Annotated in this window: 23 protein-coding genes; 12 read left to right on the forward strand and 11 right to left on the reverse strand. The window is 63.1% G+C overall.

The genetic code is table 11. The features are described 5' to 3' along the window. The first annotated feature begins 72 nt into the window (after nucleotides 1-72). The 6 genes from hemC to RHIZ70P_RS11160 all read left to right on the forward strand — a co-directional run bounded on the left by hemC (nucleotide 73) and on the right by RHIZ70P_RS11160 (nucleotide 5912). Nucleotides 73-1002, forward strand: a complete 930-nt coding sequence (gene hemC / locus RHIZ70P_RS11135; protein WP_115670376.1) for a hydroxymethylbilane synthase — start codon at nucleotides 73-75, stop codon at nucleotides 1000-1002. Between the two features lie 3 nt (nucleotides 1003-1005). Beyond that, nucleotides 1006-1731, forward strand: coding sequence for a uroporphyrinogen-III synthase (locus tag RHIZ70P_RS11140; RefSeq protein ID WP_115670377.1), 726 nt, complete (start codon nucleotides 1006-1008; stop codon nucleotides 1729-1731). Between the two features lie 88 nt (nucleotides 1732-1819). After that, nucleotides 1820-3094 carry a COG4223 family protein gene (locus tag RHIZ70P_RS11145; RefSeq protein WP_115670378.1) on the forward strand — a complete coding sequence of 425 codons (1275 nt, stop codon included), beginning with the start codon at nucleotides 1820-1822 and terminating at the stop codon, nucleotides 3092-3094. 12 nt (nucleotides 3095-3106) lie between these two features. Further along, nucleotides 3107-4699, forward strand: coding sequence for a heme biosynthesis protein HemY (locus tag RHIZ70P_RS11150; RefSeq protein ID WP_115670379.1), 1593 nt, complete (start codon nucleotides 3107-3109; stop codon nucleotides 4697-4699). A 9-nt stretch (nucleotides 4700-4708) separates the two neighbouring features. Continuing rightward, nucleotides 4709-5191 (forward strand): TerB family tellurite resistance protein, encoded by a 483-nt coding sequence (locus RHIZ70P_RS11155; RefSeq protein WP_115670380.1) that lies wholly within the window; start codon nucleotides 4709-4711, stop codon nucleotides 5189-5191. Continuing rightward, nucleotides 5181-5912, forward strand: coding sequence for a glutamine amidotransferase (locus RHIZ70P_RS11160; RefSeq protein WP_115670381.1), 732 nt, complete (start codon nucleotides 5181-5183; stop codon nucleotides 5910-5912). Before RHIZ70P_RS11155 ends, RHIZ70P_RS11160 begins: the two co-directional genes overlap by 11 nt. Here the strand turns inward: RHIZ70P_RS11160 and RHIZ70P_RS11165 are convergent. Beyond that, nucleotides 5900-7144 (reverse strand): MFS transporter, encoded by a 1245-nt coding sequence (locus RHIZ70P_RS11165; protein ID WP_115670382.1) that lies wholly within the window; start codon nucleotides 7142-7144, stop codon nucleotides 5900-5902. The genes RHIZ70P_RS11160 and RHIZ70P_RS11165 overlap by 13 nt on opposite strands. 114 nt (nucleotides 7145-7258) lie before the next feature. Between RHIZ70P_RS11165 and RHIZ70P_RS23255 the strand changes: the two genes are divergently transcribed. Further along, nucleotides 7259-7579: a YggT family protein gene (locus tag RHIZ70P_RS23255; RefSeq protein WP_235842208.1), complete on the forward strand. Its 321-nt coding sequence runs from the start codon at nucleotides 7259-7261 to the stop codon at nucleotides 7577-7579. After that, nucleotides 7576-7890, forward strand: a complete 315-nt coding sequence (locus tag RHIZ70P_RS23260) for a DUF167 domain-containing protein (RefSeq protein ID WP_235842209.1) — start codon at nucleotides 7576-7578, stop codon at nucleotides 7888-7890. Before RHIZ70P_RS23255 ends, RHIZ70P_RS23260 begins: the two co-directional genes overlap by 4 nt. A gap of 3 nt (nucleotides 7891-7893) precedes the next feature. Here RHIZ70P_RS23260 and ppa read toward each other — a convergent pair whose 3' ends face one another. Then, a complete protein-coding gene (gene ppa, locus RHIZ70P_RS11175; RefSeq protein ID WP_115670534.1) occupies nucleotides 7894-8427 on the reverse strand; it encodes an inorganic diphosphatase in 534 nt (177 codons plus the stop codon). 194 nt (nucleotides 8428-8621) lie between these two features. Here ppa and RHIZ70P_RS11180 point away from each other — a divergent pair, with 194 nt between their 5' ends. Beyond that, nucleotides 8622-9245, forward strand: a complete 624-nt coding sequence (locus tag RHIZ70P_RS11180; protein WP_115670384.1) for a hypothetical protein — start codon at nucleotides 8622-8624, stop codon at nucleotides 9243-9245. 16 nt (nucleotides 9246-9261) lie between these two features. Here RHIZ70P_RS11180 and RHIZ70P_RS11185 read toward each other — a convergent pair whose 3' ends face one another. From RHIZ70P_RS11185 to RHIZ70P_RS11195, 3 genes are all read right to left on the reverse strand, one after another. Continuing rightward, the gene (locus tag RHIZ70P_RS11185; RefSeq protein ID WP_115670385.1) at nucleotides 9262-9768 is read right to left on the reverse strand and encodes a GNAT family N-acetyltransferase; all 507 of its coding nucleotides are present in this window, start codon (nucleotides 9766-9768) and stop codon (nucleotides 9262-9264) included. Nucleotides 9769-9959: 191 nt separating this feature from the next. Beyond that, nucleotides 9960-11792 (reverse strand): translational GTPase TypA, encoded by a 1833-nt coding sequence (gene typA / locus RHIZ70P_RS11190; protein ID WP_115670386.1) that lies wholly within the window; start codon nucleotides 11790-11792, stop codon nucleotides 9960-9962. Nucleotides 11793-11949: 157 nt separating this feature from the next. After that, on the reverse strand, nucleotides 11950-14013 hold the full coding sequence (locus tag RHIZ70P_RS11195) for a M3 family metallopeptidase (RefSeq protein ID WP_115670535.1): 2064 nt from the start codon (nucleotides 14011-14013) through the stop codon (nucleotides 11950-11952). 275 nt (nucleotides 14014-14288) lie between these two features. On the opposite strand from RHIZ70P_RS11195, the gene RHIZ70P_RS11200 reads away from it, so the two are divergent. Next, the gene (locus tag RHIZ70P_RS11200; protein WP_235842210.1) at nucleotides 14289-15467 is read left to right on the forward strand and encodes a multidrug effflux MFS transporter; all 1179 of its coding nucleotides are present in this window, start codon (nucleotides 14289-14291) and stop codon (nucleotides 15465-15467) included. Between the two features lie 56 nt (nucleotides 15468-15523). On the opposite strand, the gene RHIZ70P_RS11205 is transcribed toward RHIZ70P_RS11200, so the two are convergent. Further along, nucleotides 15524-16747 (reverse strand): argininosuccinate synthase, encoded by a 1224-nt coding sequence (locus tag RHIZ70P_RS11205; RefSeq protein WP_115670388.1) that lies wholly within the window; start codon nucleotides 16745-16747, stop codon nucleotides 15524-15526. A 207-nt stretch (nucleotides 16748-16954) separates the two neighbouring features. On the opposite strand from RHIZ70P_RS11205, the gene RHIZ70P_RS11210 reads away from it, so the two are divergent. Together RHIZ70P_RS11210 and RHIZ70P_RS11215 are read left to right on the forward strand one after the other, a co-directional pair. Then, complete coding sequence (locus RHIZ70P_RS11210; RefSeq protein WP_115670389.1) at nucleotides 16955-17806, forward strand: SDR family NAD(P)-dependent oxidoreductase; 852 nt, start codon at nucleotides 16955-16957, stop codon at nucleotides 17804-17806. An 86-nt stretch (nucleotides 17807-17892) separates the two neighbouring features. Then, nucleotides 17893-18534 carry a LysE family translocator gene (locus tag RHIZ70P_RS11215; RefSeq protein WP_115670390.1) on the forward strand — a complete coding sequence of 214 codons (642 nt, stop codon included), beginning with the start codon at nucleotides 17893-17895 and terminating at the stop codon, nucleotides 18532-18534. A gap of 72 nt (nucleotides 18535-18606) precedes the next feature. On the opposite strand, the gene RHIZ70P_RS11220 is transcribed toward RHIZ70P_RS11215, so the two are convergent. The 5 genes from RHIZ70P_RS11220 to RHIZ70P_RS11240 form a co-directional block, all read right to left on the reverse strand. Then, a complete protein-coding gene (locus RHIZ70P_RS11220; protein WP_115670391.1) occupies nucleotides 18607-19401 on the reverse strand; it encodes an ABC transporter ATP-binding protein in 795 nt (264 codons plus the stop codon). After that, on the reverse strand, nucleotides 19398-20279 hold the full coding sequence (locus RHIZ70P_RS11225; RefSeq protein ID WP_115670536.1) for an ABC transporter permease: 882 nt from the start codon (nucleotides 20277-20279) through the stop codon (nucleotides 19398-19400). The genes RHIZ70P_RS11220 and RHIZ70P_RS11225 overlap by 4 nt, the downstream gene beginning before the upstream one ends. A 99-nt stretch (nucleotides 20280-20378) precedes the next feature. Next, on the reverse strand, nucleotides 20379-21332 hold the full coding sequence (locus RHIZ70P_RS11230; protein ID WP_115670392.1) for an ABC transporter substrate-binding protein: 954 nt from the start codon (nucleotides 21330-21332) through the stop codon (nucleotides 20379-20381). A 130-nt stretch (nucleotides 21333-21462) separates the two neighbouring features. Next, a complete protein-coding gene (gene rlmN / locus RHIZ70P_RS11235; protein ID WP_419178289.1) occupies nucleotides 21463-22677 on the reverse strand; it encodes a 23S rRNA (adenine(2503)-C(2))-methyltransferase RlmN in 1215 nt (404 codons plus the stop codon). A gap of 268 nt (nucleotides 22678-22945) precedes the next feature. Continuing rightward, nucleotides 22946-23449, reverse strand: a complete 504-nt coding sequence (locus tag RHIZ70P_RS11240) for an invasion associated locus B family protein (RefSeq protein WP_115670394.1) — start codon at nucleotides 23447-23449, stop codon at nucleotides 22946-22948. Between the last annotated feature and the right edge of the window lie 79 nt (nucleotides 23450-23528).

The raw sequence follows: 23528 nt of genomic DNA on the forward strand, positions 1-23528 counted from the left end.
TGCCCTGTTCATTGATTGCGATGACCGTCAAACCGGTCTAGGAGGTCTGTCGGTAACAACGGATCAGACCGGATGCAAACAAAACCTTTCCGCATCGGCACGCGCGGCAGCCCGCTGGCGCTCGCCCAGGCCTACGAGACCCGCGACCGCCTCATGGCTGCCCATGGTCTGGCAGAACCGATGTTCGAGATCGTCGTGCTTTCCACCCAGGGCGACCGGATCACCGACCGGCCGCTGGCGGAACTGGGCGGCAAGGGGCTGTTCACCGAGGAGATCGAAGCACAATTGCGCTCCGGCGATCTGGATCTGGCCGTTCACTCTTCAAAGGACATGCCGACCAAGCTGCCTGAAGGCTTGTTTCTCTCCGCCTTCCTGCCGCGCGAGGATGTCCGCGACGCCTTCATCGGCAAGACAGCGCCGAAGCTGACCGAACTGCCGCATGGCGCGACCGTCGGCTCCTCGTCGCTGCGCCGCCAGGCACTCATTCGGCGCTTGCGCCCCGACCTCAACGTCATCACCTTCCGCGGCCAGGTCGATACCCGGCTAAGGAAGCTTGCCGAGGGCCAGGCCGACGGCACGCTGCTCGCCTATGCCGGGCTCAGGCGCCTGGGCAAGCTGGACGTGCCGACCGAGCTGCTAGATCCGAAGGACTTCCCCCCGGCACCCGCCCAGGGCGCCATCTGCATCGAGAGCCGGACCGGCGACGATCGGATGAATTCACTGCTTGCGGCGATCAACGATCACCCGACCTATGATGCAGTCACCTGCGAGCGCGCTTTCCTCGCAGCGCTCGACGGCTCCTGTCGGACCCCGATTGCAGGATATGCGGTATGTGACGGCGATCGCCTTTCCTTCTCCGGCATGATCCTCACGCCCGACGGCTCCCGCTTCCATGAGATCGACCTGGAAGGGGCCTGCGGTGATGCAGCCGAGATCGGTCGCGCCGCCGGCGAGGCGATCCGCGCCAAGGCTGGCCCCGACTTCTTCTCCAGTTGGAGTTGAACCATGCGCGTTCTGGTGACGCGCCCGGAACCGGCGGCGAGCCGCACGGCAGCCGAACTCAGGCGGCGTGGCCATGAACCTCTGCTGTTGCCGCTGGCGGTCGCCGAACACGATGTCGAAACGTTGGCCGCCGCCCTCGCGCGTCCCCATGCTGCGATTGCCGTTACCAGTGCCGAGGCATTGCGGGCGCTGGAAGCAGTCCCCGACATGCCGACCTCCATTCTCGACCTGCCTTGCTTCGCGGTTGGAGAAAGCACGGCCCATGCGGCCTGGACCCTGGGTTTTCGCAAGGTGAGTGTCGGAGGCAACGACGGGACGGCCCTCGCCCGGATCATCGGGGATCAGAAGGACATTGGCTTCTCCCCCGACCGCTCCCTTCTCTATCTCGCCGGAAAGCCGCGTGCCTCGGGCTTCGAAACCGAGCTCGCCGCCCTGCATATCCCGGTCGAGATCTGCGAATGCTACCGCATGCGCGCCCTTGCCCCTTCGCCGTCCGAAACCGAACGGATCATCGGCGAAGATTCTGTCGATGCGGTCCTGCTTTATTCGAGCGAAAGTAGCAGACGCCTCTTCGATCTGCCCGTGTTGAAATCGGATGCGGCCACGCTGTCGAGCACCCGGTTTCTATGCCTGAGCGAGAAAATCGTCGCTGCAGTACCGGAGCCGTTCCGTTCGAGTTGCCAGGTCGCGCCGGCCCCGACCGAGGCATCGCTGCTGTCCCTACTCTAAGGTCGAGGGGCAAATTTGATCTTCGCCCTTTCTTTCCCCGCCCCGACTGACTAGTTTTAGCGGACCGCAGGGAAATGAAGAGGTTGACATGGTTTCCGGAAAGCCGCCCCGCCGCTCGAAGTCGCCGAACGACCCGGTCACCATCGACCTGACGGCCGATCCGGTGGCCGCTGACAGCACGGCACAGACCGAGCCGACCGACCGTTCCGAGACGATCGAAAGCGATGGCATCGCCGCGACCAGCGCACCGTCCGAAGCGGACCAGGTAAGCTGGAATGGACCGTCAGATCCAGCTCCGGATGAAACGGCCGATCTGTCCGCATCCGATGCCGAAACCCCGATCGAACCGGCAACGACGGCCGCCGCCGAGACGCCGCCAAGCGAACCGACGCCCGCGGCAAGATCAGGTCCGGCGCTGCCCGCACTCATCGCCGCCGGCATTTTCGGCGGCCTTGTCGCCCTCGCGGGCGCCGGCAGCATGCAATATGCCGGCTATCTGCCTGCCATCGGGCGAGAAACCACACCACCGGTGGACATGTCCGGCCTGTCCGCCGATGTCGAAGCGTTGAAGACGCAGCTTGCCGGCTTGGCCGATGCCCCGGCAGCCACCGCCGATCCGCGCCTTGAGGAGAGGCTGGCGGCGCTGGAGACCGCCGTCACCAACCAGGCCAGCACCGCGGCAGACACCGCGGCACTGGACGAATTGCGCCAGAGGCTCGCCCGGACCGACGAGGCGCTCGCCGCGCTCAAGGGCGAGACCGCCGGCAATGCCAGTGCGCTCACCGAGACCGAGACCCGCCTGACCGAACGCCTGGCGGCAGCAGAGAAGAAGCTCGAAGAACCCCGCACCGACGTCGAGATGGCCAAGGCGATCGCGCTCACTGCGTTGAAATCCGCGACCGAGCGCGGCGGCCCCTTCATGGCCGAGCTCGATGCGCTGGCCAGCATCACCCCCGACGATCCGGCGGTCGAGCGGCTTCGTCCGTACGCCGCGACCGGCGTTGCTTCTCGAGCAGAACTCGTGCGCAAGTTCGGCGATGTCGCCGACACCATCCTTTCGGCGATTCACCAGCCTGACCCCAACGAGGGTATCGGTCAGCGCCTGCTGTCGAGCGCGCTCTCCGTCGTCAAGGTTCGCCCCGTCGGCAATGTCGAGGGGACGACGCCGGAGGCGATCCTCGCGCGCATGGAAGACAAGCTGCAGAACGGCGATCTCAAGGGAGCCTCGCTCGAATGGGAAAGCCTGCCGGAGCAGGGCAAGGCGGTTTCGACCGACTATGTGTCGACGCTCAAGACCCGCATTGAGATCGAGACAGTGGTCGGCGACGCGCTCGCCACCGTCGTCGCCGGCAAGAAGGGCTGAGGTCGCAAATCCATGCTGATAATCCTGTTCTTCATCCTGACCATCCTCTCGCTCGGTTTTGGCTTTGCCTGGCTCGCCGATCGGCCCGGCTCGCTGTCGATCGTCTGGCAGGGCCAGTTGATCGAGATGAGCCTGATGGTCGCAGCCTCGGCCATGCTGGCGATCGTCGCCACCATCATGATCCTCTGGTGGTTCGTCCGCACGCTATGGACATCACCCCATTCCGTTCGCCGCTATTTCCGTGCCCGCACCCGCGACCGTGGCTACCAGGCGCTGTCGACCGGTTTGATCGCAGCCGGCGCCGGCAATGCGGCCCTTGCCCACAAGATGAGCACCCGCGCCCGCAGCCTGCTGCGGGCGGACCAGGAACCGCTCATTCTAGTCCTCGAAGCCCAGACTGCCGTGATCGAAGGTCGCCACGACGAGGCCCGCAGGCTCTACCAGCAAATGGCCGATGATCCGGAAACCCGAGAACTCGGCTTGCGCGGTCTTTACGTCGAGGCCGACCGGCTCGGCGCCCACGAGGCCGCCCGGCAATATGCCGAAACGGCGGCGGAAAGCGCGCCCTATCTGCCCTGGGCCGCCAAGGCGACGTTGGAACACCGCTGTCGCGTCGGCAATTGGGACGATTCGATCCGCCTGCTCGACCAGCAGCGTGTCGCCCATGTGCTCAACCGTGCCGAGGCCGACCGCTTGAAGGCCGTGCTTCTGACGGCCAAGGCCGAGGACCGGCTCGAAAGCGAACCGGTGGCTGCCCGCGACGACGCGCTCCATGCCCTCAAGCTCGCCAAGGATCTCGTTCCCGCCGCGATCGTCGCCGCCAAGGCCTATCTGCGCGAGGACAACCTGCGCAAGGCATCCAGCGTGCTGGAGCAGGTTTGGAAACTCAATCCGCATCCGGAAATCGCCAAGGCCTATTTGCGCGCCCGAAGCGGCGACAGCGCCGTCGACCGCTTGAAGCGTGCCGAGCGGTTGGAATCGCTGCGCACCAACAATGTCGAATCGCTGCTGGTCGTTGCGGAAGCCGCGCTCGATGCCCAGGAGTTCACCAAGGCACGTGCCAAGGCGGAAGCAGCTGCCCGGATGAATTCGTCCGAGCGCGTCTACCTCCTGCTCGCCGATATCGAGGAAGCCGAAACGGGCGATCAGGGCCGCATTCGCCACTGGATGGCGCAGGCCCTGAAGGCTGGTCGCGATCCGACCTGGGTCGCCGACGGCTATGTCTCCGACAAGTGGATGCCGCTGTCGCCGATCACCGGCAGGCTCGACGCCTTCGAATGGAAGGTCCCGTTCGACCAGCTGGAGGGACCAGCCGAGGAAGGCACGCCCGGACACGCTGCCATCGCGCTCGAGACCTTGCCGCCGGTCAGCACCACGGAGCCCCAACCTGCTCCCTTGGCTCCGGTCGCCGCCTCCGTTCCTGCCGCGCCGCTTGCCGAACAGGTGCCCGCGCCGGCTGCGCCTGTCGTGGCGAACAAAGTCGAGAGGAAGCCCAAGCCGGAACCGAGCCCGGAACCTTTCTTCGGCCGCCCACCCGACGATCCGGGCGTTCGCGAAGGTGCGCAGGCGTCAACCGATCACAAAAACCGACTGAAGCTCTTCTGAGGAAGCCGAATGCTCGATCGATTGCAGTCCTTTTTCCAGAGCCTGACCCAGTCCGCACCGCAGCAGCCGGCCTTCGCCCCGGACGATCCGCGCATTGCGGTGGCCGCTCTCTGCCTGCAGGTCATGGAGGCCGACGGCGTCGTGCACCAGGCGGAAAGGGTCAAGCTGCGCTCGCTGCTGCGTGAGCAATATGCGCTGGACGAGGAGGCGGTCGACGCACTGCTGGCCCAGAGCAGCGTGGCCGAGAGCGAGGCCGTCGACTATTACCGCTTCACCTCCGACCTGAAGCGCTCGCTGGACGAAAGCCAGCGTACGCAACTCGTCGGCATCCTTTGGGACATTGTCTATGCCGACGGCGCCCGCAGCGAGATGGAGGACCACGCCATCTGGCGGATCGCCGACCTGCTCGGCGTGTCGGGCCGCGACCGGGTGCACGAACGACAGGAAGCAGAGGCTCGAGCGGGTCTCGAGGGTGGCGACGATGCTGGATGATCCCCACCGAAGGCGGGATCGGCAGCCGGTCCTGATCGTTCTCCACCAGGAAAGGTCGAGCCCTGGCCGGGTCGGCCAGATGCTGATCGAGAAGGGCTTCCCGCTCGATATCCGCCGTCCGGTGCTCGGAGACCGGCTGCCGGCGACGCTGGAGGCCCATTCCGGCGCGGTGGTGTTCGGCGGGCCGATGAGCGCCAACGACCCGGACCCCTTCATCCGGACCGAAACGGACTGGCTCGCCGTGCCGCTCAAGGAGAACAAGCCCTATCTCGGCATCTGCCTGGGCGCCCAGATGCTGGTGCGCCATCTTGGCGGCAAGGTCGAGCCGGAGCCGGAGGGCCGCGTCGAGATCGGCTGGTATCCGATCCGCCCGACCGAGCACGGCCGCCTGCTGATGCGCTGCTGGCCGAAGATGGTTTATCATTTTCATCGCGAAGGTTTCGACCTGCCCCAGGGTTGCCAGCTTCTGGCCGAGGGCGACGTGTACCGCAACCAGGCGATCCGCTACGGCGACAATGCCTGGGGCCTGCAGTTCCATGCCGAACTCACACGCGCCATGATGCAGCGCTGGGTCGTGCATGGCGCGCATCGCTTCATCATGCCCAACGCCCAGCAGGGTCGTGACCATCTCGAAGGCCGGATGATCTTCGATGCGCCGCTCAAGGCCTGGCTTTCGGAAAGCCTCGACCTGGTCTTCATCAAGGCAAATCACTTCGCCTGAGTGTTGGGGGCGTCCAGGCTGTCGATCTTTCTCAATTGCGGGAAACCGAGCGCCCAGAGCACGGCGACGGCGAGCGTTCCCGCCCCGCCGATCACCACCGCCGGAACGGGCCCGACCACATGCGCCATTGTGCCGGCGCGAAACTCGCCAAGCTCGTTCGACGCGCCGACGAATACCATGTTGACGGCATTAACCCGGCCGCGCACTTCGTCCGGCGTCCACAAGGCGATCAACGTCTCGCGAACATAGACCGAGGCCATGTCGGCCGCGCCCATCAGCATCAGCGCGGCGATCGAGATCCAGGCGGTTTGCGACAGTCCGAAGATGATCGTGCCCGCGCCGAACAGCGCAACGCCGATGAACATGAACAGGCCGGCATTGTGCCTGATGGGGAAACTCGCGAGCGCCACGGCAACAATGATCGCCCCGATACCGGGTGCCGCCCGCAGAAGGCCGAGCCCGAGCGGTCCAAGCGTCAGGATGTCCCGGGCAAAGACCGGCATCAGCGCCACTGCGCCGCCGAGCAGGACGGCGAAGAGATCCAGCGAGATCGCGCCGAGCACCACCTTTTCGCCGAAGATGAAACGGAAGCCGGCCAGGATCGTGTTCCAGGAGACCGCCTTGGATGCGCTGCGCTGGTCGGGCTTCGCCACCATGAAGACGAGAATGGCGGCGGCGACGAAGAAGGCGAAGGAGACCGAATAGGCAAGCGTTGCGCTGACCCCATAAAGAAGGCCGCCCGCCACCGGACCGACGATCGACGCGGTCTGCCAAGACGAGGAGTTCCACGCGACGGCATTGCCCAGATCCGCAGGCGGCACGAGATTGGGCGCCAGCGACTGCACCGCCGGGGCGTTGAAGGCGCGTTCGACGCCGAACACCACCAGAATGGCGAAGACGATCAGCGGATCGAAGGCATCGAACATCGTCATAAGCAGCAGCGCGCCGCCGCACAGGGCGCTGATGATCATGCAGATCGCGACGATCGCCCGGCGATTGTAGCGATCCGCGACAGAGCCGGTGATCAGGATCAGCAGCAGCGACGGCAGGAACTGAACGAGACCGATCAATCCGAGATAGAGCGTGCTTCCGGTCTCGTCATACATCTGCCAGCCGACCGAAACCGACAGGATCTGCGTGGCAAAGGCGCCGAGGAAGCGGGCGAAGAAGAAGCGCAGATAGGCTACATGCCGAAAAGCGGCGAAACGATCACCGGACGGGATTTCTGCCATGTGAGGAACTTTCGCTTCGGACGCTCGGACAATGACCGGAGCCGACACGCCCGTTAAACATGAATCCCCATAGGCCGGCCCGCAGGACTTGTCCGTTTAGTCGCCAATGTCTACATGTCTGTCAACCAAGAAATGGAGACTTGCATGCTTGCGCTGTTTCGGACGATCGATCTGGCCTTGAACATTTATACCTGGGTGCTCATCGGCAGCGCCATCTTCTCCTGGCTCTATGCGTTCAACGTGATCAATTCCAGCAACCGCTTCGTCAACTCGCTCGGCACGTTCTTCTACAACGTGACCGAACCCGTGCTGCGCCCCATCCGCCGCATCCTTCCCGATCTTGGCGGCATCGACATCTCGCCGATCGTCGTGCTGCTGATCATCTTCTTCATCCGCTCCCTGATGTGGAACAGCATCGTCCCCCTGTTCTTGTGATCGCGCCTTACAAGGCCTTTGCCGATCATCTGCGGCTGGCCGTTCGGCTGACCCCGAACGGCGGCCGTGACGCGATCGATGGCGTCGAGCTGCTTGCCGAAGGCGAGGCGCATCTGAAAGCGCGCGTCTCCTGCGTTCCGGAAAAGGGCAAGGCCAACAAGGCCCTTGTCGTTCTGCTGGCCAAGGCGCTTGGCGTCCCGAAATCTTCCGTGTCCATCGTCTCCGGCGACACCGCCAGACAAAAAATCCTCCGGATCGACGGCGACCCGGAGGATTTGGCAAAACGGATCGACGGCCTTGTCGCCGACTGACCCTTACTTCTGGTCCTTGAACCGGTCGATGGCCTCGACGATCAGCTTCTTGGCAACGCTGACATCCTGCCAGCCGGCAATCTTCACCCACTTGCCGGGCTCCAGATCCTTGTAGTGCTCGAAGAAGTGCTCGATCTGCTTGAGCGTGATCTCCGGCATGTCGGTGTAGTTCTCGATCTTGTCGTAACGCTGGGTCAGCTTGTGCGACGGAACGGCGATGATCTTCTCATCCTTGCCACCGTCGTCTTCCATGATCATCACGCCGATCGGGCGGACATTGATGACGCAGCCGGGAACGAGCGGACGCGTATTGCAGATCAGAACGTCGATCGGGTCGCCGTCTTCCGAAAGCGTGTGCGGCACGAAACCGTAATTGCCGGGATAGGTCATCGGCGTATAGAGGAAGCGGTCGACGATCAGGGCGCCGGCTTCCTTGTCCATCTCGTACTTGATCGGGTGGCCGCCGACCGGCACTTCAACAATGACGTTCACGTCATCCGGCGGATTCTTGCCGATCTTGATTGCATCAATACGCATTTTCAGCCCCATGGGAGTGTTGAAATCCCGCGCTTCCTAATGGGAATTGGGATGCAATGCAACACGGCTTTGGGCGAAGGCCGCAAAAGCCGGCGATCCGCAGCGACCACATTTGCGGGCTTTTTAGCGCGCCCCCGCGCCATTCTTCGCGCATTCTGCTATATCGGGGCGAGCGCAGCCAAGGGGGATTGTCGATGCTCGCAATACGCTACCTGCCTACCGTCCTGTTCCTGGGATCCACCGCCCTCGCCCAACCGGCCGCGGCGAATGAGAGCGTCTACACGGACCTCAACCTCGATCGTTGCCAGACCATCGCCGCCGACGAGATGGGCGCCTCGATGAAATGCAAGGGCTACAAGGATTACCCCATCCATTTCGCCGAAGGCGACCTGCGCCAGAGCGTGCTCTACGGGCCGGTGCGCGCCGAACTGATCAAGGGCGCCTTCGAATCCTTTGCGGCCTTCAACCATATCAACACCAAGGTGGAATGGCGCCTCGACGCCTCGGGAAAACCGTTTGCCGCGATCCTGCGCTGGTTCATCGAGAATGTCGGCGACACCGGCATGCCGACGAAGGAGGCGGAAGGACAGGTCCTGGTGATCGCGCGCGTCGCCCAGCCGCAAGACGGCCTAAGCTGCGTCGTCGGCTATGTCGATGCACTGTCCAATACCAATGCCAACGAACTCGCCCGGGCGGTCGCCGACAGGGAAGCACGAGACTTTGCCTGCGGATTCCAGGAAGCCATGTGGTTTGGAAAACGAGGGGAGAAGGCGAGCGAAGAGACCCATGTCTGGCCCGAAGGTTTATCCGTCGAATAAGCCGCCGGGCGAGCCGTCAGTTCCAGATGAAGCCGAGCTTCTTCAACTGGACGTCGTCGAAATCCTCCATGCCCTCGACCGCGTCGATGCCGCCGTTGGAGCGGAAGAAATCAACCGCATGCTGGCTGTCTTCCAGGCACCAGACGGCCATGCCGTTGCAGCCGAGCGACTTCAGCAGGCGCCGCGCCTCGCCGAACAGCACATGGCCAAGGCCGATGCCCTGATATTCGGGGCGCATATAGATTTCGTAGATCTCACCTTCCTGGGGAAGGGCGCGGGCGCGGTTGAGGCCGAGCGTCGTGTAGCCGGCGATGGTGCCGGCGACGTCGACGACCAAAAGCGTCGCCGGCCCGCGCGTCGCCTTGCGCCACCAGATCTCGCCGCGCCGTTCGATCATCCTGGTGAGGGGTCGATGCGGAATAAGCCCTGCATAGGCATATTGCCATGCAGAGCGGTGCGCCTCGGCAATGGAGGCTGCATCCTGCGGCTCGGCAGGGCGCACATCGATCGACAACGTCTTCATAACGCTACTTCCGTCCGGCTGGGTCAAGGGATCGAGGCGATTGCACCGTTCCATCGACTTGCGAGCTTCATTTGGACCTAGAGCGAAATTAACGCATTCTTAAGGGGCGTCGCAAGCCCGGCCGTCTGGAATACACAAACAAAAACCCCGGCACGCGTGCCGGGGCTTGCAGTTTCCAATGGCTGGACGGATCACGCCTGAGCCGCCTGCGCCTTGGCGAAGCGCTTGCGATCGTTCGGGTCGAGATACATCTTGCGCAGACGGATCGACTTCGGCGTCACTTCCATCAACTCGTCGTCCTGGATCCACGACAGAGCGCGGTCGAGCGTCATACGGATCGGCGGGGTCAACTTGACGGCTTCGTCCTTGCCGGCGGCGCGGATGTTGGTAAGCTGCTTGCCCTTCAGGACATTGACTTCCAGGTCGTTGTCACGGGTATGAATACCGATGATCATGCCCTGATAGACCTTTTCGCCCGGCTCGATGATCATCGGGCCGCGGTCTTCCAGGTTGAACATGGCATAGGCGACAGCTTCACCCGATCCGTTCGACAGCAGAACGCCGTTCACACGACCGGAAATCGGCCCCTTGTAGGGCTGATAGTCATGGAACAGACGGTTCATGATCGCCGTGCCACGGGTGTCGGTCAAAAGTTCCGACTGGTAGCCGATCAGGCCGCGGGTCGGGGCAAAGAAGACCAGACGGACGCGATTGCCGCCGGAGGGCCGAAGCTCGGCCATCTCGGCCTTCCGCTCGGACATCTTCTGCACGACGATGCCGGAATGCTCTTCGTCCACGTCGATGACGACTTCTTCGATCGGCTCCATCAGCTGACCGGTCGCCTCGTCTTTGTGCATGACGACGCGCGGACGCGACACGGCAAGCTCGAAGCCTTCGCGACGCATGGTTTCGATCAGAACGGCGAGCTGCAATTCGCCACGACCGGAGACGAAGAACGAGTCCTTGCCCTCGGCCTCCTCGATCTTCAGCGCGACATTGCCTTCGGCTTCCTTGAGCAGACGGTCACGGATGACGCGGCTCGTTACCTTGTCACCCTCGGTGCCGGCCAGCGGCGAGTCGTTAACGATGAAGGACATGGTAACCGTCGGCGGATCGATCGGCTGGGCGGTCAGCGCTTCGGTAACCGACGGATCGCAGAACGTGTCGGCAACCGTTCCCTTGGACAGACCGGCGATGGCGACGATGTCGCCTGCATGGGCTTCGTCGATTGCGGTGCGCTCGATGCCGCGGAAGGCGAGGATCTTCGAGATACGGCCGTTTTCGATCAGCTTGCCATCCTGGCCGAGAACCTTGACAGCCTGGTTCGGCTTGATCGAGCCGGAATGGATGCGGCCGGTGATGATGCGACCAAGGAAGGGGTTGGCTTCGAGGATCGTGCCGATCATGCGGAACGCGCCGTCCTCATCACCGACGCTCGGTTCCGGAACATGTTCCAGGACGAGGTCGAGCAGAGGAGCAAGGCCCTGCTCCTTAGGGCCTTCCGGATTGACGTTCATCCATCCGTCGCGGCCCGAACCGTAGAGAATCGGGAAGTCGAGCTGTTCGTCGGTCGCATCGAGATTGGCGAACAGGTCGAAGACTTCATTGATGACTTCTTCGTGGCGGCCGTCCGGACGGTCGATCTTGTTGATCGCAACGATCGGACGCAGGCCGACCTTCAGCGCCTTGCCGACGACGAACTTGGTCTGCGGCATCGGGCCTTCGGACGAGTCGACGAGAACGATGGCGCCGTCGACCATCGACAGGATACGTTCGACTTCGCCGCCGAAGTCGGCGTGGCCGGGAGTGTCGACGATGTTGATGCGGACACCCTTCCACTCGACCGAGGTCGCCTTGGCGAGAATGGTGATGCCACGCTCCTTTTCGAGGTCGTTGGAGTCCATGACGCGTTCGGCGACGCGCTGGTTCTCGCGGAACGAACCCGACTGCTTGAGGAGTTCGTCAACGAGCGTCGTTTTCCCATGGTCGACGTGCGCAATGATGGCGATATTGCGAATCTTCATACAAAAATCTCTGATGGCTGGGCGCGCGACAAGACGTGGCGGCCTGTTACTTTGCCGCGCTCATACCTTGTTTTTTGCGTTTGCGAAAGGAAAAAAGCCGAGGCCGCCGGGCTTGGTTACCGGCGACCGGGAATCCCCTTTACCACGATCGTCGGCATCACGCCGCCAACCCCTTCTTCTTCAGCATGGCTTCTGGGCTCGGCAGCCGGCCGCGGAACGACGTGTAGGCCACTTCCGGATCGATCGAACCGCCGACCGAATAGATATTGGCCTTAAGCCTTTCCGCCATGGCCGGATCGAAGGCATTTCCCGTTTCCTCGAAGGCGGAGAAGGCATCGGCGTCAAGCACTTCGGACCACATGTAGGAATAATAGCCGGCAGAATAGCCGTCACCGGCGAAGACGTGTTGGAAGTGCGGCGTGGCATGGCGCATCACCAGCGACTTCGGCAGCCCGATCGTCTTCAACACCTCCGCCTGCAGCGCCATTGGATCCTCCACCGCCCCGCGTGTATGGAACGCCATGTCGACCAGCGCAGACGAGGTGAACTCGACCGTGGCAAAACCGGCATTGAAGGTGCGCGCGGCCAGAACCTTGTCGAGCAGGGACTGGGGAATCGGCTGCCCGGTCTCATAATGCGCGGCATAGGTTTTCAGGATCTCAGGCACTGTCAGCCAATGCTCGTAAAGCTGCGAGGGAAGCTCGACGAAGTCGCGTGACACGCTCGTACCCGACACCGATGGATAGGTGACGTTCGACAGCATGCCATGCGCGGCATGGCCGAATTCGTGGAACAGCGTGCGCGCATCGTCGAGCGACAGCAGCGCCGGGCGTCCCTCCTCGGGCTTGGCGAAATTGCAGACGTTGTAGATGATCGGGATCTCGCCGACTGCGCCATTCTTCAGCGGCAGCTTGTGCTGCGACTGGAACGAACTCATCCAGGCACCCGAACGCTTCGACGGTCGGGCGAAATAGTCACCGAGGAACATGGCGACCAGCTTGTCGTTGCGATCGCGGATCTCGAAGACCCGCACATCCGGGTGATAGCCGGCCACGTCCTCGAGCGGCACCGCCCTGATGCCGAACAGCCGTCCGGCGACATCGAAGCAGGCCTCGATGATCTTTTCCAGTTGCAGATAGGGCTTCAGTTCCGCCTCGGAAAAATCGAACTTCTTCGCCCGCAGCTTCTCGGCATAATAGCGCCAGTCCCAGGGCATGACCTCGTGGTTTCCACCCTCTTCGGCGATCAGTTCGGCAAGCGCGCCTTCTTCGGCCTTGGCCTGGTCCAGCGCCTTTTCCCATACCTTCATCAGAAGGCCGTTCACCGCCTCGGGCGTCTTGGCCATGGTGTCGTCGAGCTTCAGGGCGGCATAATTGGCATAGCCGAGCAGGCCCGCCTTTTCCGCCCGAAGCGCCAGCGTCTCCTTGACGATCGCCCGGTTGTCGCTCTCGCCGCCATTCATGCCGCGCGCCACCCAGGCCTTGAAGGCTTGTTCGCGCAGGTCCCGGCGTGTCGAGAAGGTGAGGAACGGCTCGATGATCGAACGGGAAAGGGTAACGACATGGGCATGGCCCTCGCCGCGCGCCGCAGCCACCGTCGCCATCGCTTCCTTCAGGAAATCCGGAATGCCGGCGAGATCGTCCTCGCCGTCGAGCGGCAGGAACCAGGACTTCTCGTCGGCCAGCACGTTCTGGCCGAACTGCGCCCCAAGGCTCGCCAGCCGCTCGTTGATCGCGGCGAGCCGCTCCTGCTTCGTTTTCTCCAGCCTGGCGCCCGACTTCACGAAACCCTTCCAATGGCGCTCCAGCACACGCAGTTCCTCGGTCGTCAGCCCGAGTTCGGCGCGTTTCTCCCACAGCGTATCGATGCGGCGAAAGAGGTCGGCATTCATGCCGATCTTCGAATAATGACGCGACATCTTCGGCGCGATTTCACGCTCCAAAGCCTGGATGGCATCATTGCTGTGCGCGCCGGCCTTGTTCCAGAACAGTGCCGAGACGCGCGACAGTTCATCCCCGGCGGTCTCCGAGGCGATGATCGTGTTGGCGAAGGTCGGCGCGTCCGGATTCTTGGCGATCGCGTCGATCTCGGCATCATGGGCGGCAAGGGCGGCGTCGAAGGCCGGCGCATAGTCTTCGTCGCGGACCGCCTCGAAGCGCGGCAGGCCGTTCGGGCCGGACCAATCGAAGACGGCGGGATTGACGGATGACGATGTGCTCATGGCGATTTCCCTTTGGACCTGCATGACGCCCGCAAACCGGGCTCGTCCTGCGATATGGTATTCATGGATTGGCGTTGGCAAGCGCATGGAGGATTTGGCGTTGAATTTTATCGCCCTCCCGTCGGTCACGGAGTCATCAAGGTCGCATTCGACCTATCGCCAAATCTCTCCCTCGGCCTTATGGTCCAGCGATCCATCGACCGCACGGCCCGCCGGTAAATCAGCGACGTCGACAACCCAATCCGACTGACTGGAACAGCATGACAAAGGCTCGCATGAGCGAGCGCCGCACCTCGCTGATCGGCGCACTCCTGACCACCATCGGCCCCGTCTCCATGGCCGTCTACACACCGGCCATGCCCGAACTGGTCAATGCTTTCGCCACGACGGAGAGTGCGATCAAGCTCAGCCTTTCGGTCTATTTCGGCGGCTTCGCCGTCGCCCAACTCGTTGCCGGTCCGGTCTCCGATGCCTTCGGGCGCAGGAAGGCCACCCTTGCCTTCCTGATGATCTATATCCTGGGCAGCCTGATTGCCGCCTTCGCGCCCACGGTCGACTGGCTTCTGGCCGGGCGCCTCATCCAGGGCATCGGCGCCTCGGTCGGCATTACCGTGTCGCGCGCCATCGTCCGCGATCAGTTCAGTGGCCCGGAGGCCGCCCGCATCCTCAACATGGTCGGCATCATGCTGGCGATCGGACCGGCCGCCGGCCCGACGCTCGGTGGCCTGGCGCTGGCATATTCCGGCTGGCAGGCGATCTTCGTGCTGATGGTCCTGTTCGGCATCGGCACCAGCCTGGCGATCGGCCTTCTGATGGCGGAGACCACCACACCCGACCGGACCCTTCTTCGCCCGACCCGCCTGATCCGCGCCTATGGCACCCTGATCGGCGATCCCCGTGTGCTGTTCTCCGCGCTGGTGCTCGGTGGCTGCATCGGCGCGCTCTACGCGCAGTCGACCATGCTGCCCTTCGTGCTCATCAACAATGTCGGGCTGACACCGAGCCAGTTCGGCATCGGCATGCTGATGCAGTCGGGCTTCTTCTTTTCGGGTTCGGTCGCGCTACGTCTGCTGGCCCGGCGACTGGGCGAGCGCGGCGCGCTGCGGACGGGCCTTGGCTTGATCGGCATCGGCGGCGCCATGATCGCCCTGTCCGTCCATCTCATCCCGCCGACCTTCCTGTCGATCATGGGGCCGGTGGCCGTCTGCTCCTTCGGCATCGCCTTCGTCAGCCCCTATATCACCACGGCCGGCCTTGCGCCGCATCCTCAGATCGCCGGCTCGGCGGCGGCCCTGATCGGCTTCATCCAGATGGCATCCGGCTTCCTCGGCGGCGTCGCGGCCGCCATGATCGGCGATCCGCTCACCGCTTTCGGCACCGTCATTCCCTTGATGGAATTCATGTCGATCGCCGCCTATCTCGCCTTCGTCCGGGCCCGGCGCCGCATGGAATGAAAAAACCCGCCGCTGCGTCTGCAACGGCGGGCTCTCGAAAGTGATTGGCGCGATGCTCAGCCCTTGAGGTTGCGCTTGGCGAGCGTCCTCAAACGAAGGGCGTTCAGCTTGATGAAGCCGGCCGCGTCCTTCTGGTCATAGGCGCCCTGGTCGTCTTCGAAGGTGACCAGCTGGTCGGAATAGAGCGACTTCGACGATTCACGGCCGATGACCATGACATTGCCCTTGTAGAGCTTCAGCGTCACTTCGCCTTCGACATGCTCCTGGCTCTTGTCGATCAGGGCCTGCAGCATTTCGCGTTCCGGCGAGAACCAGAAGCCGTAATAGATGAGCTCCGCATATTTCGGCATCAACTCGTCCTTGAGGTGCGCAGCACCGCGGTCGAGCGTGATGCTCTCGATCGCGCGATGCGCGGCCAGAAGGATCGTGCCGCCGGGGGTCTCGTAGACGCCGCGGGACTTCATGCCCACGAAACGATTCTCGACGAGGTCCAGGCGACCGATGCCGTTGTCGCGGCCGTAAGTGTTGAGTTCAGCCAGGAGCGTTGCCGGGCTCATGCGGACGCCGTTGATCGAAACCGCGTCGCCCTTCTCGAAACCGACCTTGATGATGGTCGCCTTGTCAGGCGCGGCCTCCGGCGAGATGGTGCGCATGTGCACGTATTCGGGCGCTTCCTGGCTCGGGTCCTCGAGAACCTTGCCCTCGGACGAGGAATGCAGAAGATTGGCGTCGACCGAGAACGGCGCCTCGCCCTTCTTGTCCTTGGCGACCGGGATCTGGTGCTGTTCCGCGAACTCGAGAAGATCGGTCCGGCTCTTGAACGACCAGTCGCGCCACGGGGCGATGATCTTGATGTCCGGGTTCAGCGCATAGGCCGAGAGCTCGAAACGAACCTGGTCATTGCCCTTGCCGGTCGCGCCATGGGCGATCGCGTCGGCGCCGGTCTTCTTGGCGATGTCGATCAGGTGCTTGGAAATGAGCGGGCGGGCGATCGAGGTGCCGAGCAGGTAGACGCCTTCGTAGACGGCGTTGGCGCGGAACATCGGGAACACAAAATCGCGGACGAATTCTTCGCGCACGTCCTCGATGAAGATCTCCTTGATCCCCAGCATCTCGGCCTTCTTGCGTGCCGGCTCGAGTTCTTCGCCCTGGCCGAGGTCGGCGGTGAAGGTCACGACTTCGGCGTTGAGTTCCGTCTGAAGCCATTTCAGGATGATCGAGGTGTCGAGCCCGCCGGAATAGGCGAGGACGACCTTCTTCACGTCTTTATGCGATGCCATGATGAAAGTCCGTTCGTGAGCGTTGAGCCGCATCGACCAGGGCCCTTGGTTTGCGGCACTTTTAGCGAGATTATCGCGCCGCGCAAGGGGAAGGGGCCATGGCAGAGGTCAGGCCGCCGAAAGCGGAACATGGCTTTGCGGGTTTGACCCAAGCGGGAACGGCGTCCATATCTCCGGTCTCTGAGGCAAACGAGAAGGGATATCGACATGCAACATCCAGCTATCGCCAGCGGCAAGGTCGCCGTCATCACGGGCGCTGCGTCCGGCATCGGCCTCGCCACGGCCAAGGCCTTCGCCCGCAAGGGCATGTGCGTCGTGCTTGCCGATCTTGGCGGAGACCGGCTCTCCGAGGCCTGCCAGCAGGTCGCGGCGCTCTCCGCGCACCCGGACACTGATGTCGTGGCCATCGAGACCGATGTCGGCAAGATCGACGAATTGGAGGCACTCGAGCGGGCGGTCATCCAGCGCTTCGGCCGCATTCACGTACTGATGAACAATGCCGGCATCCAGCCGGGCAGCAGCCTTTTCGGCCCGCAGGCCAACTGGGAAAACGTGCTGTCGGTCAACCTGATGGGCGTGATCAACGGCACGCGCACCTTCGGGCCACACATGATCGGCCATGGCGAGCCGGCGCTCATCATCAACACCGGCTCCAAGCAGGGTATCACCACCCCTCCCGGCGATCCCGCCTACAACGTGTCGAAAGCCGGCGTGAAGGCTTTCACCGAAGCGCTTCAGCACGAACTGCGCAACACACCGGACTGCCAGGTCACGGCGCATCTTCTGATCCCCGGCTTCGTCTTCACCGCGCTGACCGCCAACGGCCGCACGGTGAAGCCCGAGGGGGCCTGGACGCCGGAACAGACGGTCGATTTCATGCTGCAAAGCATCGAGCGCGGGGATTTCTACATCCTCTGCCCGGATAATGACGTCGACCGCGCGACGGACGAGAAGCGTATCCTCTGGGCCGCCGGCGACATCGTCGAGAACCGGCCGCCGCTGTCACGCTGGCATCCGGACTATGCGGAGAAGTTCAAGGCCGCACTCACCGGCCAATAAGCCGGATTGGCAAGCTGCAATGAGCCCGGTATGGATGACGCCAGTGCGTTGCCCGTTCCGGGCTTCTTTCGTTCCGGATATCTGCCATGGATTTCATTCCAAGCCTGCCGACCATCCTCGCCTTCAGTGTTGCGATCTTCCTGCTCGCCATCACGCCCGGACCCGACATGACGCTGTGGATCAGCCGTTCGCTGCGCGACGGCCGCGCCACCGGCCTGATGACGCTCGCCGGCACGAGCTTCGGCATCTCGATCCACACCCTGCTGGTCGCCTTCGGCATTTCGGCACTGATCGTCGCCTCGCCGACCGCCTTCACCCTGCTCAAGACGGGCGGTGCCGGTTATCTCCTCTGGCTGGCGATCCAGGCGATACGCCACGGTTCCAATTTCGTCGTGCGCGCCGACGGCGAACGACAGGTCTCCCCCACCAAGGCCTTTCTCAACGGCCTCTGGGTCAACCTCCTGAATCCGAAGGTCATCATCTTCTTCATGACCTTCCTGCCGCAATTCGTCAGCGCCAGCGATCCCAACGTGACGGGAAAGCTCCTTTTCCTCGGCATCTGGTCGATCATCCTGTCCCTGCCGATCGGCCTTGCCATCATCTTCATGGCGGACGTGCTCTCGTCGTGGCTGCAGGTCAACCGCAAGGTCCTGCGCGCCATCGACTACACCTTTGCCGGCGTCTTCTCGATCTTCGCGGTCAAGATCCTGTTCACCCAGGCGCGTTGATCCTCCAAGCAGACAAAAAGGCGCCGAGCCCTTATGGCCGGCGCCTTTTTTTTCACGTCTTGTCGCAGCAGATCAGCCGATCAGCAATTCATCGTCATCCAGCGTCTGGCCGCGGATGCGGCGGAACATGTCGATCAGGTCCTCGACCTGCAGGTCCTTGCGATTGTCGCCGGCTACGTCGAGGACGATCTCGCCGGCATGAAGCATGATCGTGCGCGTGCCGAAATCGAGTGCCTGACGCATCGAATGAGTGACCATCAGCGTCGTCAGCTTGCGTTCCGAGACGATCGACTGGGTGAGCCCCATGATGAACTCGGCCATGCCCGGATCGAGCGCCGCCGTATGCTCGTCGAGCAGCAGGACTTCAGAACCGGCCAGCGTCGCCATCACCAGCGACACGGCCTGACGCTGTCCGCCGGACAAGAGGTCCATGCGGTCCGCCATGCGATTTTCCAGGCCGAGATTGAGCGAGGCGATACGGTCGCGGAACTCGCTCCGGCGCGAGCCGCCGAGCGCGGACACAAGCCCCCGCCGCTTGCCCCGCTGCGAGGCGAGCGCGAGGTTCTCCTCGATCGACAGCGCACCGCAACTGCCGGCCAGCGGATCCTGGAAGACGCGGGCGACAAGTCGCGCGCGCGTCGCCGTCGTCTTGCGCGACACGTCGGCATTGCCGATCGTCACCCGGCCGGCCGTCGGCAGCACGTCGCCGGCGAGAACGCCGAGCAGGGTCGACTTGCCGGCGCCGTTGGAACCGATGACGGTGACGAAGGAGCCGGTCTCGATCGTCAGGTTGACGTTCTTCAGCGCCTGCTTCTGCAGCGGCGTGCCGCGGCCGAACACGACTTCGATGTTCTCCAGCGCGATCATGCCGATGCTCCTCCACGACGAAGGCGGGGAAGGACCAGCGCGACCGCGACGAGGACGGCGGTGACGAAGTTCAGGTCGGAAGCCTTGAGGCCAAGCACGTCGCTCGACAGGGCGAGCTGGATCGCCAGGCGATAGGCGATCGAGCCGAAGACGCAGCCGATCAGGGCGATCAGCAGGCCGCGCTTGCCGAACAGGGTTTCGCCGATGATCACGGCGGCAAGCCCGACGACGATGGTGCCGACGCCCGAGGTGACGTCGGCAAAGCCGTTGGTCTGGGCAAACAGCGCCCCGCCGAGCGCCACCAGCGCATTGGAAAGAGCAATGCCGAGATAGATCTGACTATCGGTCTGGACGCCTTGCGCCCGCGCCATGCGTGCATTGGCGCCGGTCGCACGCATCGCCAATCCCGCGTCGCTTTCAAGGAAGCGCCAGACGAGGAAGACAACGACGGCGACCAGCAGGAAGACGAAAAGCGGGCGGACCAGATATTCAGGAATGCCCTGGCCGTAAAACGGGGTGAGCATGGTATCCTGGTTGAGTAGCGCGACGTTCGGCTTGCCCATCACACGCAGGTTCACCGAGAACAGCGCAATCATCGTCAGGATCGAAGCGAGCAGGTTGAGGATCTTGAAGCGGACGTTGAGCATGGCGGTCACCAGACCCGCGGCCGATCCGGCGACCATCGCAATGGCGCTCGCGACCCAGGCGTTGAGCCCGGCGATGATCAGCACGGCGGCGACGGCGGCCCCGAGTGGAAAGGAACCGTCGACGGTCAGGTCGGGAAAGTCGAGGACACGGAAGGCGAGATAGACGCCGATCGCCACGAAGGCGAAGACCAGGCCCAGCTCGACGGCACCCCAGAAGGCGATTTGGCTCACGGTGGAGAAGTCCTTGTAGGCCGCGCACCGCCGGTTCAGCGCGGCATGGTGCACAGGAAGTTGACGGGGCCGCGCGAACACGGCCCCGATTGTCGAAGTTTACTCGATGGTCTTGGTGGCGCGGCTGGTGATGCTTTCCGGGAAGGTAACGCCCATCTTGGCCGCGGCCTTCTTGTTGATCACCAGATCGGTGCCGGCGGCGACGCGGACCGGAATGTCGCCCGGCTTTTCACCCTTGAGGACGCGAACGACGATCTCGCCGGTCTGCTTGCCGACGTCGAAATAGTTGAAGCCGAGGGCGGCCAGCGCACCGCGGTTCACCGAATCCGTATCGCCGGCATAGAGCGGGATCTTGGCTTCCTCGGCGACGCCGACGGCTGCCTCGAAGGCCGAGACGATGGTGTTGTCGGTCGGAACGTAGATCACGTCGACGCGGCCGACCAGCGCACGCGCGGCGCCCTGCACTTCAGCCGACTTGGTGGCGACGGATTCGACGATAGTCAGGCCAGCCTTTTCGGCTTCAGCTTTCAAGGCGGCGAGCGTCGAGACCGAATTGGCCTCGGCCGTGTTGTAGATGAAGCCGATCGACTTGGCGTTGGGGGTGATTTCCTTGATCAGCGCCACATGGTCGGCAACCGGCGACATGTCGGAAAGGCCGGTGACGTTGCCGCCCGGCTTTTCCATGTCCTTGATCAGTTCGGCGCCGAGCGGGTCCGACACGGCGGTGAAGACAACCGGAATGTCGCGGGTGGCGGAAACGACGGCCTGGGCGGACGGCGTGGAGATCGGAACGATGACGGTCGGGGCATCGCCGACGAACTGGCGGGCGATCTGCGCGGCCGTTCCCGGATTGCCCTGGGCCGACTCGTAGACGAACGTCAGGTTTTCGCCGTCCTTGTAGCCGGCCTCCGCCAGGGCTTCCTTGATGCCGTCGCGGGCGGCATCAAGCGCCGGGTGTTCGACGATGGCGGTGACGGCAACCGTGACATCTTCAGCCTTGGCCGGCAGGATCAGGGCGGTAGCAGCGAAAAGTGCGAGTAGGGTGGCGCGCATGAATGCCTCCAAAAGGTTGGTGTACCGCAGATCGTCTTAGGTAAGCGATCGCTTGAAATCAATTCACGCGCCGGTATGGAGTCGATGATTTCTCGTGATGCATTGTCGCATCGAGACCTGTCACCACTCCTTAGTCGTCCTCGCCGTGGCCGACGATCATCATCGCCTCGAAGGCCAGCCGATCGGTCTTGCGCATACGCTCCGATTCCGACTTCAACTGGCCGCAGGCGGCGAGGATGTCGCGACCGCGCGGCGTGCGGATCGGCGAGGCATAGCCGGCCTGATTGATGAAATCGGCGAATTTCTCGATCTGCTCCCAGTCCGAGCACTGGTAATTGGTGCCTGGCCAGGGATTGAACGGAATGAGGTTGATCTTGGCCGGCACGCCTTTGAGCAGCTGGATCAGCCCCTTGGCGTCCTCGAGGCTGTCGTTGACGTCCTTCAGCATCACATATTCGAAGGTGATGCGGCGCGCATTCGAAAGCCCCGGATAGGCGCGGCAGGCTTCGATCAGCTCCTTCAGCGGATATTTCTTGTTGATCGGCACCAACATGTCGCGCAGTTCGTCGCGCACCGCATGCAGCGAGATCGCCAGCATCACGCCGATCTCCTCGCCGGTGCGGTAGATCTCCGGAACGACACCGGAAGTCGACAGCGTGACGCGTCGCTTGGAAAGCGACAGGCCGTCGCCGTCGGTGGCGATCAGCAGCGCCTTCTTCACTTCCTCGAAATTGTAGAGCGGCTCGCCCATGCCCATCATAACGACATTGGTGATCTTGCGATCGCTCGATGGAATCATGGCGCCTTGCGGCACGTCACGGTCGGGGAAGTCGCCCAGCCGGTCGCGTGCCAGAAGCAATTGCGACAGGATTTCCTCCGCCGTCAGGTTGCGCACCAGGCGCTGCGTGCCCGTATGGCAGAAGGAACAGGTCAGCGTGCAGCCGACCTGGCTGGAAATGCAAAGCGTGCCGCGGCCCTCTTCAGGGATGTAGACCGTCTCGACCTCGACGGGGCGACCGGCACCGCGCGGCGGATAGCGCAGCAGCCATTTGCGGGTGCCGTCGTTGGATACCTGCTCTTCGACGATTTCCGGCCGGGCGATGGTGAAGTTGGCCTTCAGCATCTCGCGCATATCCTTGGAGACATTGGCCATGGCATCGAAATCCGAGACGCCGCGCACGTATAACCAGTTCCACAGCTGCGCGACGCGCATCTTGATCTGCCGCTCCGGCACACCCTTGTCGCGCAGCATCGCGCCCAGTTCCTCGCGGCTCGCACCGATCAGGGTCGGCATTTCCGCTCCAGCCTTGGTGACAGGCACGGTGCGCGCATTGCTCTGCCCCATCACACTCTCCATGACAGCCATGTCGTCAGAACCCTTTCGATCAAAGATGCCGCCTTCGCCATCGACGTGGCGACCGCACCCGATCCTGCATGAACGTAAGAAATTAAGCCGGGCGGGATCCGATATCCCGACAGCCCGGCATTTGCGGGGCCTCTAGCAGTTTTTTCGCCCTGCGTCACGCCGAATGTGAGACCCCCGGTCGCAGGCCCGAACGGCAAAAGGGCCGGTGTGTAACCGACCCTTGATCAACTTTCTCGCGTTGCAGGTCTTACTTGCAGTTTTCGATCTGCTTGAGGGCGGCCGAAATGCCGGAGAGCGAATAGGTATAATTCGTCCCCGTACCACGCGCCGAGGTCGCCTTGACCGTCATGTTGGTTCCGCCCTTCATGGCGGCAACCAGTGCCGGCTCCTCGGCGGCATTCTCGACCCAGGCCGAACTGTCCTTGACGAACATGACGAAGTTCTTCGCGTCGATCGTCACATTGACCTTGGAGCCTTCCTTGAGCGCATAGCCCATCATTGCCTGGGGCTCATAGGAGATGTTCTGGCCGGGCCTCTGCGACACGACGAAGAAGATGTCGCCGTGATTGACCGATGCAGGTTCCTTCGCAGTTGGGACGGAGAGAACGTAGCACACGTTCCCGCCATTGGACTTATAGGAATAAGCACCCCATGCCTTGAACTGCTCGATTCGCGTCGGCGACTGCGCCACAGCGAGAGTGCTGCTTGCCAGAATGATTGCCAATGCGGTTACGCTACTTCTTACGAACATGTCTTCCTGCCGGTTGCTTGTCCATCCATCGTTCGGCCGCTACGAGCCGAACACTCCATCGTCAAAACTTGATTCAGTA

The organism is Paenirhizobium selenitireducens ATCC BAA-1503, from assembly GCF_900492185.1.
GTDB lineage: Bacteria > Pseudomonadota > Alphaproteobacteria > Rhizobiales > Rhizobiaceae > Allorhizobium > Allorhizobium selenitireducens_A.

Bases quoted from the DNA above. Each gene is read 5' to 3' on its own strand.
- RHIZ70P_RS11215 (WP_115670390.1), top strand. From the start codon at position 17,893: ATGGATTTCATTCCAAGCCTGCCGACCATCCTCGCCTTCAGTGTTGCG.
- RHIZ70P_RS11145 (WP_115670378.1), top strand. From the start codon at position 1,820: ATGGTTTCCGGAAAGCCGCCCCGCCGCTCGAAGTCGCCGAACGACCCG.
- RHIZ70P_RS23255 (WP_235842208.1), top strand. From the start codon at position 7,259: ATGTCTGTCAACCAAGAAATGGAGACTTGCATGCTTGCGCTGTTTCGG.
- typA (WP_115670386.1), bottom strand. From the start codon at position 11,792: ATGAAGATTCGCAATATCGCCATCATTGCGCACGTCGACCATGGGAAA.
- RHIZ70P_RS11210 (WP_115670389.1), top strand. From the start codon at position 16,955: ATGCAACATCCAGCTATCGCCAGCGGCAAGGTCGCCGTCATCACGGGC.
- rlmN (WP_419178289.1), bottom strand. From the start codon at position 22,677: ATGGGGCAGAGCAATGCGCGCACCGTGCCTGTCACCAAGGCTGGAGCG.
- hemC (WP_115670376.1), top strand. From the start codon at position 73: ATGCAAACAAAACCTTTCCGCATCGGCACGCGCGGCAGCCCGCTGGCG.
- RHIZ70P_RS11195 (WP_115670535.1), bottom strand. From the start codon at position 14,013: ATGAGCACATCGTCATCCGTCAATCCCGCCGTCTTCGATTGGTCCGGC.
- RHIZ70P_RS11140 (WP_115670377.1), top strand. From the start codon at position 1,006: ATGCGCGTTCTGGTGACGCGCCCGGAACCGGCGGCGAGCCGCACGGCA.
- RHIZ70P_RS11150 (WP_115670379.1), top strand. From the start codon at position 3,107: ATGCTGATAATCCTGTTCTTCATCCTGACCATCCTCTCGCTCGGTTTT.
- RHIZ70P_RS11205 (WP_115670388.1), bottom strand. From the start codon at position 16,747: ATGGCATCGCATAAAGACGTGAAGAAGGTCGTCCTCGCCTATTCCGGC.
- RHIZ70P_RS11160 (WP_115670381.1), top strand. From the start codon at position 5,181: ATGCTGGATGATCCCCACCGAAGGCGGGATCGGCAGCCGGTCCTGATC.
- RHIZ70P_RS11185 (WP_115670385.1), bottom strand. From the start codon at position 9,768: ATGAAGACGTTGTCGATCGATGTGCGCCCTGCCGAGCCGCAGGATGCA.
- ppa (WP_115670534.1), bottom strand. From the start codon at position 8,427: ATGCGTATTGATGCAATCAAGATCGGCAAGAATCCGCCGGATGACGTG.
- RHIZ70P_RS11180 (WP_115670384.1), top strand. From the start codon at position 8,622: ATGCTCGCAATACGCTACCTGCCTACCGTCCTGTTCCTGGGATCCACC.
- RHIZ70P_RS11220 (WP_115670391.1), bottom strand. From the start codon at position 19,401: ATGATCGCGCTGGAGAACATCGAAGTCGTGTTCGGCCGCGGCACGCCG.
- RHIZ70P_RS11240 (WP_115670394.1), bottom strand. From the start codon at position 23,449: ATGTTCGTAAGAAGTAGCGTAACCGCATTGGCAATCATTCTGGCAAGC.
- RHIZ70P_RS11200 (WP_235842210.1), top strand. From the start codon at position 14,289: ATGAGCGAGCGCCGCACCTCGCTGATCGGCGCACTCCTGACCACCATC.
- RHIZ70P_RS11155 (WP_115670380.1), top strand. From the start codon at position 4,709: ATGCTCGATCGATTGCAGTCCTTTTTCCAGAGCCTGACCCAGTCCGCA.
- RHIZ70P_RS11230 (WP_115670392.1), bottom strand. From the start codon at position 21,332: ATGCGCGCCACCCTACTCGCACTTTTCGCTGCTACCGCCCTGATCCTG.
- RHIZ70P_RS11165 (WP_115670382.1), bottom strand. From the start codon at position 7,144: ATGGCAGAAATCCCGTCCGGTGATCGTTTCGCCGCTTTTCGGCATGTA.